The following is a 12,348-nucleotide window of genomic DNA, read 5'->3' as shown; positions in this document are numbered from 1 at the left end:
AGTGAGGCTCAAATGACCTCTCGATTTCGTGATCGTCCGTGATCTGTTCCAAAAGTTTTGCAAGGCTGCCCGGATTTTCGACTTGCAGGGCTTTGAACTGTGGTGAAATGGACCCAGTGACCGGCAAAATGCGTTTGTTACTCGCCTTCTAGATGTAGTGTGGCTTTCGCGTCACGCCACCAAACTTTGCCGCATCACTGCCGCTTCTGCGGCATTTTTTGATTCGGGCTGAGGCAAAAGCTGCGGCGGAATGCGGCTGGTGGCCCAAGAATACCGTTGCTTCCCATGAAATCCCATGTCACAACCGGATCACGAAAACGGGCAGTTCAAGGGGCGCCAAGACCCCGGACAGGCGAAGCAGACTTCATACAGGCAACCGTTTTCCAACATAGCCGGCCCGCGTCCGCGAGCAGCACCTCCCCCAGGTGGCGTGCGACGGGTCGGCAACCAACCCCGCAAAGGGGCCCGGGTAAATCGGGAACGAGGGCGGCGGATCGGGCAGTGGCAGCGGCCCGATCCGCCCTTTCTCTTTCGGACGTCCCGAAAGAGCAGGACAGTGAGGGCGGGCCCAGGTGGCGCGGAAGTTCAGAGGCACCGAAACCGTCAAGGTCGATGGCAAGGGACGGATGTCGATCCCGGCCCGGCTGCGCCGCGTGTTCGATGCCGGCGACCCGTCATTCTCGGGAACGAACACCGGGCGCACGCAGCTTGTGGCGGTCTATGGCCCTGACTGGTGGAACTGGCTGGAGCTGTACACCATCGAGGCCATCGAGCAGATCGACGAGCAGATCGACCGCCTGACCCGCGGCAGCCAGGAGCGCCGCTGGCTGGAGCTGCTGATGAACGGACAGTCCACCGACCTTGAGATCGACCGCGAGGGCCGCCTGGTCCTGCCCGCAAAGCTGCGCGACAGGCTGGGCTTTGCCGACGGGACCGAGACGATCTTTGAATCGCGCGGCGACTACATCCAGGTCTATCACCCCGAATCGCGTCCCAAGGACGTGCAGGCGCTGGAGGATTTCGCGGCCAGCAAGGGCCCCGAATTCGACCCCCGCGCCTTCCTGCAGCAATCCTCCGAGGGCTAGGGCATGGCGGATCCGCATATTCCGGTCCTGCTGGCGCCGCTGCTGCGCGCGACCGCACCCATCGGGGGAGTCTGGCTGGACGGCACGTTCGGCGCGGGCGGCTATGCCCGTGGCCTGCTGGATGCGGGGGCCGACCTGGTCATCGGCGTCGACCGCGATCCGTCGGTGTTTCGCATGGCCGAGGCATGGCGCGGCCAGTACGGCGACCGCCTGCGCCTGGTCGAGGGCACGTTTTCCGACATGGACGTCCTGGCCGGTCAGGCGCTGGACGGGGTGGTGCTGGACCTTGGCGTCAGCTCGATGCAGCTGGACCAGGCGGATCGCGGGTTCTCGTTCATGCGGGACGGGCCGCTGGACATGCGGATGGGCGGCGATGTGCCGTCCGCCGCGGATCTTCTGAACAGCGCCGAGGAATCGGACATCGCGGACGTGCTGTATCATTACGGAGAGGAGCGCGCCGCGCGCCGCATCGCGCGTGCCATCGTGGCCGCGCGCCCGCTGACCCGGACCACGCAGCTGACCCAGGTGGTCACCGGCTGCCTGCCGCGCGCCAAGCCGGGGCAGAGCCATCCCGCGACGCGCAGCTTTCAGGCGATCCGCATCTGGGTGAACGACGAGTTCGGGCAGCTGGTGGCGGGCCTGTCGGCCGCCGAACGCGCGTTGAAGCCGGGCGGCCAGCTGGCCGTCGTCAGCTTTCATTCGCTGGAGGACCGGATCGTCAAGCGCTTCATGCAGGCGCGGTCCGATGCGGGCGGCGGCGGCAACCGCTATGCACCAGTCACGCAGGTCGTGGAGCCGGCCTTCCGCCTGCCGTTCCGCCGTGCGATCGGCCCCGACCCCGAGGAGCTGGACGTGAACCCGCGCGCGCGTTCAGCCTTGCTGCGCGTGGCCGTGCGGACCGACGCCGCAGCGGGCGAGGTCGATGCCCGGTCGCTGGCCATGCCGCATCTTCCGGGAGCTGCGTGATGCGGTCGTTGACCTGTCTGGCCTGCGTGCTGATGCTGATGGGACTGGCCTTCTGGGCCTATCGCGAGAACTATGCCACCCAGGCCGCCATCGGAGAGATGTCCCAGGTCCAGCGCCAGATTGCGGGCCTGCGCGAGGAGCTGGGCGTGCTGCGGGCCGAATGGGCCTTCCTGAACCGCCCCGACCGCCTGCGCCAGCTGGTCGACCTGAACTTCGACCGGCTGGAACTGGGTCCGGTCGAATCGGGGCAGTTCCTGGACCTGGACCACATCGACTATCCCAAGCCGCCCCCGCCGTCGGCCGACATGGTCACCGACCTTCTGCCCGAAACCGATCCTGCCGAGGAGCCTCAGCCATGATCCGCACCCCCCTGCGCCCCCTGGCCCGCATCCTGAGAGCGCGCGAGCGCGGCGAGAACCCCGACGACATCGAGGCCGAGAACCGCCGCCGCCGCCACGAGCAGATTCAGGACCGCGCCCGCAGGCGCGCCGAAGGTCGGCTGATCGTCATGGCGGGCTGTTTCATGCTGGCCTTCGGCACGGTTGCGGTGCGCATGGGGACGCTCGCCTCCAGCGCGGCGGCAGAACCGCGCGCGCAGGTGCTGTCGTCGCAGATCATCTCTCAACGGGCGGACATCACCGACCGGCGGGGCAGGGTGCTGGCCACGAACCTGCTGACCCATTCGGTCTATGCCCATCCCCACCAGATGGTCGATCCCATCGGCACCGCGCAGGGCCTGGCCGAGATCTTTCCCGACCTGGACGTACAGCGCCTGACCCGCGACTTCACCGGCAACCGCAAGTTCATGTGGATCAAGCGCAAGATCAGCCCCGAGCAGATGCAGGCCGTCCACGACCTGGGCGAGCCCGGCCTGCTGTTCGGCCCGCGAGAGATGCGCATCTATCCCAATGCCGACCTGGCCAGCCACATCCTGGGCGGGTCCGGCTTCGGCAGCGAAGGCGTGAACAGCGCCGAGGTCATCGGCGTCGCAGGCGTCGAGAAGGCGTTCGACGCCTGGCTGCGCGATCCCGGCAACGAGGGGGCGCCGCTGGCCCTGTCCATCGACCTGACGCTGCAGCAGGCGATGGAGGACGTGCTGGCCTCGGGCATGAACGTCATGAACGCCAAGGGCGCGACCGGCATCCTGATGGAGGTCGAGACCGGAGAGATCCTGGCCATGGCCAGCCTGCCCGATTTCGACCCCAATGACCGTCCCCGCCCGCTGCTGACCGGAGAGCCGTCGGACAGCCCGCTGTTCAACCGCGCCGTCCAGGGCCAGTACGAGCTGGGTTCGACCTTCAAGATATTCCCGGTCGCGCAGGCGCTGGACCTGGGGCTGGTCAACCCCGCGTCGGGCATCAATGCTGCAGCACCCATGCGGATCGGCCGGTTCCTGATCAACGATTTCCACAATTACGGCAAGGAACTGAGCGTGACGGACGTCATCGTGAAGTCCTCGAACGTGGGAACGGTGCGCATCGCGCAGCTGATCGGGCCCGAGCGGCAGAAGGATTTCCTGGAGAAGCTTGGCCTGTTCGTGCCGACCTCCATCGAGATGGTCGAGGCCCCCACCGGACAGCCGCTGGTGCCCACGCGCTGGCCCGCCGTCACTGCGGCGACGGTCAGTTTCGGCCACGGGCTGGCGGCCAGCCCGCTGCACTTGGCGGCCGCCTATGCGACGATCGCGAATGGCGGCAAGCGCGTGACGCCCACGCTGGTGCATGGACGACAACGCCCCGAGGGTGAACAGGTGCTGTCGCCCCGCGCCGCCGCGATGGCTGTCGACATGTTGCGCCAGGTCGTCACCCGCGGCACCGCCCGCCAGGCCGAGGTGCCGGGATACGAGGTCGCGGGCAAGACCGGTTCGGCGGACAAGCCCAGAGCCGCAGGCGGGTACTACGAGAACAAGATCATCGCGACCTTTGCGTCGGTCTTTCCGGCCAGCGATCCGAAATACGTCCTGATCACCATGCTGGACGAGCCGTCAACGACCATCAACGGGACTGCGGTGCGTACCGCAGGTCATACCGTCGCGCCCGTCGCCGCGGAAATGGTCCGCCGCATCGGCCCGCTGTTGGGGCTGGAGCCGATCACCGACGAAATCCTGCCGACGATCACCGCGCGCTTCGAACCGCGTGTTGAACCCGACGAGGAGGCTGCGGTAAGGCTCGTCGCAAATCAATGACGGGTGGGACTGTGGACAAGGACGACGTGACGCTGTCGCAGCTGGGGCTGCGCGCCCCCGGTGGGCGTGACCCGCGGATCACGGGGTTGTCCATCGACAGCCGCACGGTCAAGCCCGGGCACCTGTTCGCGGCCCTGCCGGGATCGGCCGTCCATGGCGGCGAATTCATCCAGTACGCGCTGCGCATGCAGGCCGCCGCCGTCCTGACCGACCGCCAGGGCGCCGAGATCGCCGCCGACGTCCTGTCGGGCTGGGATGGGGCGTTGATCGTGGCCGAGGATCCGCGCGCGGCCCTGGCCGGCGCGGCGTCGCTGTGGTTCGCCGATCAGCCCGACCATGTCGTGGCCGTCACCGGCACCAGCGGCAAGACCAGCGTAGCCAGCTTCACCCGCCAGATCTGGCAGGCGCTGGGCCACAAGGCGATCAGCTTGGGCACGATGGGGGTCGAGGGCGATCACCAGGCAAAGCTCGCCCATACCACCCCCGATCCGCTGACCCTGCACCGCGTCCTGGCCGAGGCGGTCGCCGCGGGCGTCACCCATGCCGCGATGGAGGCCTCCAGCCACGGACTGGATCAGCGCCGCCTGGACGGGGTGCGGGTCGAGGCCGGGGCCTTCACCAATTTCAGCCAGGATCACCTGGATTACCACGCGGGCTTCGACGAATATTTCGCGGCCAAGGCGCTGCTGTTCAATCGCGTGCTGGAGGACGGCGCCGCTGCCGTCATCAACATCGACAGCCAGCGCGGCCGCCAGATGGCCGACATCGCGACCGATCGCGGCCTGGCTCTGACCACCGTCGGCACCGGAGAGGCCGCGATGCTGCGCATCCTGGGCCAGCGCTATAACGCGACGGGGCAGGATCTGCGGTTCTCGGTGATGGGGCGGGCCCATCTGGTACGGCTGCCGCTGATCGGCGGGTTCCAGGCGGAAAACGTGCTGGCGGCGATGGGCCTGTGCCTGGCCTCGGGCGACAGCGCCGACGACATCCTGCGCGTGCTGCCGCAGCTGACCACCGTGCGGGGCCGGATGCAGCTGGTCGCGCAGCGCGAGAACGGTGCGGCGGTCTTTGTCGATTACGCCCACAAGCCGGGCGCGGTGGTTGCGGCTCTGCAATCGCTGCGCCCGCATGTGATGGGTCGCATCGTCTGCATCATCGGCGCGGGCGGCGACCGCGACCGGGGCAAGCGCCCGCTGATGGGCGAGGCCGCGCGCGATCATGCCGACGTGGTGATCGTCACCGACGACAACCCCCGGACCGAGGACCCGGCCCTGATCCGTGCCGCCGTCATGGCCAGCGCGGGCCCCGACGCGACAGAGATCGCCGACCGGGCCGAGGCGATCCTGCGCGGCGTCGATGCGCTGCAGCCGGGCGATGCGCTGCTGATCTGCGGAAAGGGCCATGAGACCGGCCAGATCGTGGGGCAGGACGTCTATCCCTTCGACGATGCCGAACAGGCCTCGGTCGCGGTGGCGGCACTGGACGGGCGGATATGACGCTCTGGACATCCGATGACGCCGCCGCCGCCACTGGCGGGCGGGTGACGGCCGCATGGGCCGCGACGGGTGTGTCCATCGACACGCGCACCATCGCCCCCGGCGATTTGTTCGTCGCGCTGCAGGCCGACCGCGACGGGCATGATTTCGTGGCGCAGGCCCTGGCCAGGGGGGCGGCCGCCGCGCTGGTCAGCCGCATCCCCGACGGCGTGGCGTCTGACGCGCCGCTGCTGGTGGTGCCCGACGTGCTGACCGCGCTGGAGGATCTGGGCCGGGCGGGCCGCGCCCGCATGACGGGCCGGGTCATCGCCATCACCGGGTCGGTCGGCAAGACCTCGACCAAGGAGATGGCGCGGATCGCGCTGGCGGGGCAGGGCGTGATCCACGCGGCCGAGGCCAGCTACAACAACCATTGGGGCGTGCCGCTGACGCTGGCGCGCATGCCAGCCGCGACCGATTTCGCGATCATCGAGATCGGCATGAACCATCCCGGAGAGATCGCGCCCCTGTCGCGCATGGCGCGGCCGCATGTGGCGCTGATCACCACGGTGGCCGCCGCCCATCTGGAGGCCTTCGGCGCGATCGAAGGCATCGCCCGCGAAAAGGGTGCGATCTTCGAGGGGCTGCAGCCCGTGGGTCACGCGATCCTGCCCGAGGATCTGCCCGTGACCCAGATCCTGCGGGATTGCGCGGACCGGGCCGGCGCGGTGGTCGTGGGTTTTGGCGAACACGGCGTGGCGCGTCCGCTGCGCATCGTGCCGCAGGACGGGGCGCTGTCGTGCCATGCCCGCATCATGGGCGACACGCTGGCCTTCACCCTGCCCACCACGGGACGGCATTTCGCGATGAATGCCGTCGGCGTGCTGGCCGCGCTGGGCGCGGCGGGGGCCGACCTTGCGCAGGCCGCCGCGCATATGTCGGACTGGCACCCCCCACAAGGGCGCGGCGCGGTCGAGACGCTGGGCGGCATCCGCCTGATCGACGACGCCTTCAACGCCAACCCGGCATCGCTGTCCGCGGGGCTTGCCACGCTGGCGGGCCTGCAGGGCGGCCGCCGGGTGGCGATTCTGGGCGACATGCTGGAGCTGGGCACGGAAGAGGTCGCGATGCATCGCGCCGTGGCCGACGATCTCTCCATGGCCGCGATCGACCTGGTCCATTGTGCCGGCTCCCTGATGCGGCACCTGCACGAGGCCCTGCCTGCGGACAAGCGCGGGCTGTGGACGCAAACGGCGGCCGAACTGGCCGCCCACCCCGACAAACTGATTTCCGCCGGCGACATCGTGCTGGTGAAAGGCTCGAAATCCTCACGGATCTCGATGGTGGTCCAGGCGCTGCGCGCCGGTGCCGCCCAAGACAAAGGATAATGCCATGCTCTACTGGCTCAGCAACCTGTCCGAGGGCGGGGATTTCTTCAACCTGTTCCGATACATCACCTTCCGGGCGGGGGCCGCGTTCTTCACCGCGCTGTTCTTCGGCTTCATCTTCGGACGGCCGCTGATCAACTATCTGCGCCGCGTCCAGAAGAAGGGCCAGCCGATCCGCGACGACGGCCCGCAGAGCCACCTGGCCAAGGCGGGCACGCCGACGATGGGCGGGTTGCTGATCCTGTCGGCGCTGCTGTTCTCGACCCTTCTTTGGGCGCGGCTGGACAACGGCTATGTCTGGATCGTGCTGCTGGTGACCGCGGGCTTTGCGATGATCGGCTTTGCCGACGACTACGCCAAGGTGACCAAGCACAACACCAAGGGCGTCAGTTCGCGCATGCGGATGCTGCTGGGTCTGGGCATCGCGGCCTGCGCCGGGATCGCGGCGTCGCTGCTGCATCCCGCGGGGCTGACCAACCAGCTGGCATTGCCGATCTTCAAGGATGTCCTGGTCAACCTGGGCTGGTTCTTCGTGCCGTTCGCGATGATCGTGATCGTGGGCGCGGCCAATGCGGTCAATCTGACCGACGGTCTGGACGGGCTGGCGATCATGCCGGTGATGATCGCCGCGGGCACCCTGGGCATCATCGCCTATACGGTGGGTCGCGTCGACTTCACCGAATATCTGGGCGTCCACCACGTTCCCGGCAGCGGAGAGATCCTGATCTTTGTCGCCGCCCTGATCGGCGGGGGACTGGGCTTTCTGTGGTACAACGCCCCGCCGGCTGCGGTGTTCATGGGCGATACCGGATCGCTGGCCCTGGGCGGCGCGCTGGGCGCCATCGCCGTCGTCACCAAGCATGAGATCGTGCTGGCCATCGTCGGTGGTCTGTTCGTGGTCGAGGCCCTGTCGGTCATCATCCAGGTGCTGTATTTCAAGCGGACCGGCAAGCGGGTCTTCCTGATGGCCCCCATCCACCACCATTTCGAGAAGAAGGGCTGGGGCGAGGCGCAGATCGTCATCCGTTTCTGGATCATCGCGCTGATTCTGGCGCTGATCGGCTTGGCGACGCTGAAGCTGCGCTGATACCGTCCCATTTTCGCAAGGAGCCACCCATGATACCCGTTCAGGGCGTCGAAGAACTGACCGTCGCTGTGCTGGGGCTTGGCCGGTCCGGCAAGGCGACCGCCGCGGCTCTGGCCGCGGGCGGGGCGCGGGTCGTGGCCTGGGATGACGGCGTCGACACGCGCGACGCGGCCCATGCCGATGGCCTGAGCATCCTGGACCTGACGCGCGAGGCGAACTGGCAGGGCATCGCGATGCTGATCGTCAGCCCCGGCATCCCGCATCTGTATCCCCGTCCGCACCCGGCCATCGCGATGGCATGGCAGCTTGGCATTCCGGTCGATAACGACATCGGCCTGTTCTTCCGCAGCTATGCGACCCGCGACTGGGACCAGTTCGACCGCGCGCCACGGGTGATTGCGGTCACCGGGTCTAACGGCAAGTCGACGACCACCGCGCTGATCCATCACGTGCTGGAGGAATGCGGCCGCCCCACGCAGATGGGCGGCAATATCGGCACGGGCGTGCTGTCGCTGGAGCCAGCGGTCGAGGCAGAGGTCGTGGTGCTGGAACTGTCCAGCTATCAGACCGAACTGGCGCGGGCGCTGACGCCCGACGTGGCGGTCATGACCAACCTGTCGCCCGACCACCTGGACCGCCATGCCGGCCTGGGCGGCTATTTCGCGGCAAAACGGCGGCTGTTCTCCGAGGGCGGTCCGGACCGGGCCGTGATCGGCATCGACGACCCCGAGGGGTCGTATCTGGCCAACCAGCTGTCGATGGGTCCCACCGACGACCGGGTGATCCGGGTGTCGTCGGGACAGAAGCTGGACCGGGCGGCGTGGTCGGTCTTTGCGCGCAAGGGTTTCCTTTCCGAATACCGCAAGGGGCGGCAGGCGGCATCGATCGACCTGCGCGCGATGCAGGGTCTGCCCGGTGCGCACAACCACCAGAACGCCTGCGCGGCCTATGCCGCCTGCCGCGCCGTGGGCCTGGCCCCGCGCGAGATCGAGGCCGCGTTCCACAGCTTTGCGGGCCTGCCGCATCGCAGCCAGACGGTCGCCCAGATCGACGGCGTCCGGTATGTCAATGACAGCAAGGCCACCAACGTGGATGCCGCCGCCAAGGCGCTGCAGGCCTTTCCGCGCATCCGCTGGATCGCCGGGGGCCTGGGCAAAGAGGGCGGCATCGCGGCCCTGCAGCCGCATCTGGGCGCGGTCGCCAAGGCCTATCTGATCGGCCATTCCGCGCGCGACTTTGCGCTGGAGATCGGCCAGACCCCGTACGAGATCGCCGACACGATGGAGCAGGCCGTCGCCCGTGCCGCGGCCGAGGCCGAGCCGGGCGACACCGTCCTGCTGGCCCCCGCCGCAGCCAGCTTTGACCAGTATCCGAACTTCGAAAAGCGCGGAGAGCATTTCGTGGCCCTGGTCCAGGCACTGGCCGCAGGGGCCTGACGGTCAGGCCCAGTTCGGCGGGCGCTTTTCCAGAAAGGCGCCGATCCCCTCGACCGTCTCGGGCAGGGCCATGTTCGTGCACATGACCTGCGCCGTAGCCGCATAGGCGGCGGCGGTTCCCTGTCCCAGCTGGTCGTGGAAGGCACGTTTGCCCATGCGGATCACCTGGGGCGGCTTGGCCGCGATGCTGTCGGCCAGCCGCATCGTCTCTGCCTCCAGATCTGCGGCGGGGACGACGCGGTTGACCAGGCCCAGCTCCGCCGCGCGGGTGGCGGTGATGAAGTTGCCGGTCGTCAGCATCTCGAACGCGGCCTTGGGCGGGATGGCGCGGGTCAGGGCCACCATCGGCGTGGCGCAGAACAGACCGATCGAAACCCCGTTGACCCCGAAGCGCGCCCCGTCTGCCGCCACCGCCATGTCGCAGGACGCGACCAGCTGGCAACCCGCCGCGGTGGCAACGCCCTGAACCTGGGCGATGACCGGCTGGGGCAGGGCGGGGATCATCTGCATCAGATAGGCGCAGCGGTCGAACAGATGCGCCAGTTGGTCCGGAGCCATCCCTTGCATCTGCCGCAGGTCGTGGCCGGCGCAGAAGGCCTTGCCCTCGGCCGCCAGGATCACGACCCGCGTCTCGTCGTCGATCCTGGCAAGGGCCGCGATCAGCGCCTCGATCATCTCCAGCGACAGGGCGTTGTAGGTCGCGGGCCGCGACAGCGTCAGGCGGGTCACGGGCCCAAGGTCGTGTCGCGTCAGCAGGTCGTCCATCTTGCATCCTCCCGAATTTGGCGAAAGCCTAGGCCGGGACGCATCGGGGGGAAAGCATGACGATCGTGATGGACAAGGATGCGCTGAACGCGTTCCTGGCGCGGGACTTTCCGCAGGTGGCCGGCAGCTATCGGGTGGAGGCGGTGAGGGCGACGGGGCTGACCGCGCGCCTGATCACGGGGGACGATCATCTGCGGCCGGGCGGGACGGTCAGCGGTCCGTCGATGTTCGCGCTGGCGGATCTGGCGATCTATTGCGCGATCCTGGCGCGGATCGGCCCGGTCGGGCTGGCGGTCACGACGAACGCGTCGATCGACTTCATGCGCAAGCCCGCGGCAGGGGTCGATCTGCTGGCGGAATGCCGGGTGCTGAAGCTGGGCCGCGTGCTGGCGGTGGCCGAGGCACTGATCTTTTCCGAAGGGGTGGCGGATCCGGTCGCACGCTGTTCGATGACCTATTCGATTCCGCCGAAATCCAGCGATTTCCGCGCCGTGTGATGGGGTATTCAGATACCTAAGTTTCAAGGCATTGATTTGGCGTCGTTAATCCGGCTTCGCTGCACTTGACGGATGGCGGGCAATCTTCGATATACCGCCATCTCTTACGATTACGACCCTGAAGGGACGACAGATGAAAACCTATACCGCGAAACCGGCGGAGATCGAGAAGAAGTGGATCCTGATCGACGCCGAGGGCGTCGTTCTGGGCCGCCTCGCCACGATCGTCGCCAGCCGCCTGCGCGGCAAGCACAAGCCCACCTTCACGCCGCACATGGACATGGGCGACAATGTCATCATCATCAACGCCGACAAGGTGCAGATGACCGGCAACAAGCGTGAAGACAAGAAATACTACTGGCACACCGGCCACCCGGGCGGCATCAAGCACCGCACCGCGCGCCAGATCCTGGAAAGCGCGCACCCCGAGCGCGTGGTCGTCAAGGCCGTCGAGCGCATGATCAGCCGCAACAAGCTGGGCAAGCAGCAGATGACGAACCTGCGCGTCTATGCCAGCGCCGAACACCCGCACGAGGCCCAGCAGCCCGAAGTTCTGGATGTCAAAGTCCTGAACAAGAAAAACACCCGGAGCGCATGATCATGGCCGACGACATCAAAACTCTGGACGACCTGAAGTCCGCCGTGTCGGGCACCCCCGCCGCAGCCGTCGACGCCGCGATCAACCGCGAGCCGCAGATCGACAGCCAGGGCCGCAGCTATGCCACCGGCAAGCGCAAGGACGCCGTCGCACGCGTCTGGGTCAAGCCGGGCTCGGGCAAGGTCCTGGTGAACGGCAAAGAGATCAACGCGTATTTCGCGCGTCCCGTTCTGCAGATGATCCTGAAGCAGCCGTTCGAGGTTGCGGGCGTGGTCGGTCAGTACGACGTGCATGCCACCGTCAAGGGCGGCGGCCTGTCGGGCCAGGCAGGCGCCGTCAAGCACGGCATCAGCCAGGCACTGCAGCTGCACCAGCCGCACCTACGCGCCGCGCTGAAGGCCGCAGGCTTCCTGACCCGCGACAGCCGCGTCGTCGAGCGTAAGAAGTACGGCAAGGCCAAGGCTCGCCGCAGCTTCCAGTTCTCGAAGCGCTGATCTTCGTATCAGGACCACCTTTTCAAGGGGCGCAGCGAAAGCTGCGCCCCTTTCGCGTTCCGAAACTGCCGACCCGGCAGGCATCCTTGCCGAAATTCAGGGCCGAATGGATCCAGGCCCCTGTGATTCACCCTGATTCCGTCATCGCCCCGACGTGATTCCATGCTTTTGTGGCACCGTAGATCGATGGCAGTTCTTGGGATGCTTTAGCCTCCCTTAATTTGAAACGCTAAATCAATGGGTTGCAGTTTTATTGCTGTGACCCGCCATTTTCTTGTTGCGTGTATTTGTTCTCGGGCCTAAACACCGCTTCACCGAAGGCGGGAACGCTGGAGGGGCCGGGAAGGCGGTGCTGGGAAGCGCGGTTGGATC

At 67.3% G+C, this 12,348-nt stretch carries 12 protein-coding genes; 11 read left to right on the top strand and 1 reads right to left on the bottom strand.

From position 1 onward, the window contains the following. Positions 1–572 precede the first annotated feature (572 nt). From FHD67_RS11295 to murD, 8 genes are read left to right on the top strand one after another with little or no spacing between them, the layout of a single operon-like run. Positions 573–1,085 carry a division/cell wall cluster transcriptional repressor MraZ gene (locus FHD67_RS11295; RefSeq protein ID WP_045982884.1) on the top strand — a complete coding sequence of 171 codons (513 nt, stop codon included), beginning with the start codon at positions 573–575 and terminating at the stop codon, positions 1,083–1,085. 3 nt (positions 1,086–1,088) lie between these two features. Then, complete coding sequence (rsmH, locus tag FHD67_RS11290; protein WP_139598760.1) at positions 1,089–2,051, top strand: 16S rRNA (cytosine(1402)-N(4))-methyltransferase RsmH; 963 nt, start codon at positions 1,089–1,091, stop codon at positions 2,049–2,051. Next, positions 2,051–2,410: a cell division protein FtsL gene (gene ftsL / locus FHD67_RS11285; RefSeq protein WP_045982886.1), complete on the top strand. Its 360-nt coding sequence runs from the start codon at positions 2,051–2,053 to the stop codon at positions 2,408–2,410. Before rsmH ends, ftsL begins: the two co-directional genes overlap by 1 nt. Next, a complete protein-coding gene (locus FHD67_RS11280; protein WP_045982887.1) occupies positions 2,407–4,236 on the top strand; it encodes a peptidoglycan D,D-transpeptidase FtsI family protein in 1,830 nt (609 codons plus the stop codon). Before ftsL ends, FHD67_RS11280 begins: the two co-directional genes overlap by 4 nt. After that, positions 4,233–5,732, top strand: a complete 1,500-nt coding sequence (locus tag FHD67_RS11275; protein WP_176695107.1) for a UDP-N-acetylmuramoyl-L-alanyl-D-glutamate--2,6-diaminopimelate ligase — start codon at positions 4,233–4,235, stop codon at positions 5,730–5,732. The genes FHD67_RS11280 and FHD67_RS11275 overlap by 4 nt, the downstream gene beginning before the upstream one ends. Beyond that, complete coding sequence (locus FHD67_RS11270) at positions 5,729–7,099, top strand: UDP-N-acetylmuramoyl-tripeptide--D-alanyl-D-alanine ligase (protein ID WP_139598759.1); 1,371 nt, start codon at positions 5,729–5,731, stop codon at positions 7,097–7,099. The genes FHD67_RS11275 and FHD67_RS11270 overlap by 4 nt, the downstream gene beginning before the upstream one ends. A 4-nt stretch (positions 7,100–7,103) precedes the next feature. After that, a complete protein-coding gene (mraY, locus tag FHD67_RS11265; RefSeq protein WP_046001410.1) occupies positions 7,104–8,186 on the top strand; it encodes a phospho-N-acetylmuramoyl-pentapeptide-transferase in 1,083 nt (360 codons plus the stop codon). A 29-nt stretch (positions 8,187–8,215) separates the two neighbouring features. Beyond that, a complete protein-coding gene (gene murD / locus FHD67_RS11260) occupies positions 8,216–9,622 on the top strand; it encodes a UDP-N-acetylmuramoyl-L-alanine--D-glutamate ligase (RefSeq protein ID WP_139598758.1) in 1,407 nt (468 codons plus the stop codon). 3 nt (positions 9,623–9,625) lie between these two features. Here murD and FHD67_RS11255 read toward each other — a convergent pair whose 3' ends face one another. Then, positions 9,626–10,387: an enoyl-CoA hydratase gene (locus FHD67_RS11255; protein WP_139598757.1), complete on the bottom strand. Its 762-nt coding sequence runs from the start codon at positions 10,385–10,387 to the stop codon at positions 9,626–9,628. A gap of 56 nt (positions 10,388–10,443) precedes the next feature. Here FHD67_RS11255 and FHD67_RS11250 point away from each other — a divergent pair, with 56 nt between their 5' ends. The 3 genes from FHD67_RS11250 to rpsI all read left to right on the top strand — a co-directional run bounded on the left by FHD67_RS11250 (position 10,444) and on the right by rpsI (position 11,976). Then, complete coding sequence (locus tag FHD67_RS11250; protein ID WP_139598756.1) at positions 10,444–10,884, top strand: PaaI family thioesterase; 441 nt, start codon at positions 10,444–10,446, stop codon at positions 10,882–10,884. Positions 10,885–11,017: 133 nt separating this feature from the next. After that, a complete protein-coding gene (gene rplM / locus FHD67_RS11245; RefSeq protein ID WP_042248180.1) occupies positions 11,018–11,482 on the top strand; it encodes a 50S ribosomal protein L13 in 465 nt (154 codons plus the stop codon). Positions 11,483–11,484: 2 nt separating this feature from the next. Next, a complete protein-coding gene (gene rpsI, locus FHD67_RS11240) occupies positions 11,485–11,976 on the top strand; it encodes a 30S ribosomal protein S9 (RefSeq protein WP_045982905.1) in 492 nt (163 codons plus the stop codon). Positions 11,977–12,348: the final 372 nt, after the last annotated feature.

The organism is Paracoccus haeundaensis (genome assembly GCF_006239215.1).
Lineage (GTDB): Bacteria > Pseudomonadota > Alphaproteobacteria > Rhodobacterales > Rhodobacteraceae > Paracoccus > Paracoccus marcusii.
This window is presented reverse-complemented; position numbering and strand designations above follow the sequence as displayed.

Bases quoted from the DNA above. Each gene is read 5' to 3' on its own strand.
- rsmH (WP_139598760.1), top strand. From the start codon at position 1,089: ATGGCGGATCCGCATATTCCGGTCCTGCTGGCGCCGCTGCTGCGCGCG.
- ftsL (WP_045982886.1), top strand. From the start codon at position 2,051: ATGCGGTCGTTGACCTGTCTGGCCTGCGTGCTGATGCTGATGGGACTG.
- FHD67_RS11280 (WP_045982887.1), top strand. From the start codon at position 2,407: ATGATCCGCACCCCCCTGCGCCCCCTGGCCCGCATCCTGAGAGCGCGC.
- FHD67_RS11275 (WP_176695107.1), top strand. From the start codon at position 4,233: ATGACGGGTGGGACTGTGGACAAGGACGACGTGACGCTGTCGCAGCTG.
- FHD67_RS11270 (WP_139598759.1), top strand. From the start codon at position 5,729: ATGACGCTCTGGACATCCGATGACGCCGCCGCCGCCACTGGCGGGCGG.
- mraY (WP_046001410.1), top strand. From the start codon at position 7,104: ATGCTCTACTGGCTCAGCAACCTGTCCGAGGGCGGGGATTTCTTCAAC.
- murD (WP_139598758.1), top strand. From the start codon at position 8,216: ATGATACCCGTTCAGGGCGTCGAAGAACTGACCGTCGCTGTGCTGGGG.
- FHD67_RS11255 (WP_139598757.1), bottom strand. From the start codon at position 10,387: ATGGACGACCTGCTGACGCGACACGACCTTGGGCCCGTGACCCGCCTG.
- FHD67_RS11250 (WP_139598756.1), top strand. From the start codon at position 10,444: ATGACGATCGTGATGGACAAGGATGCGCTGAACGCGTTCCTGGCGCGG.
- rplM (WP_042248180.1), top strand. From the start codon at position 11,018: ATGAAAACCTATACCGCGAAACCGGCGGAGATCGAGAAGAAGTGGATC.
- rpsI (WP_045982905.1), top strand. From the start codon at position 11,485: ATGGCCGACGACATCAAAACTCTGGACGACCTGAAGTCCGCCGTGTCG.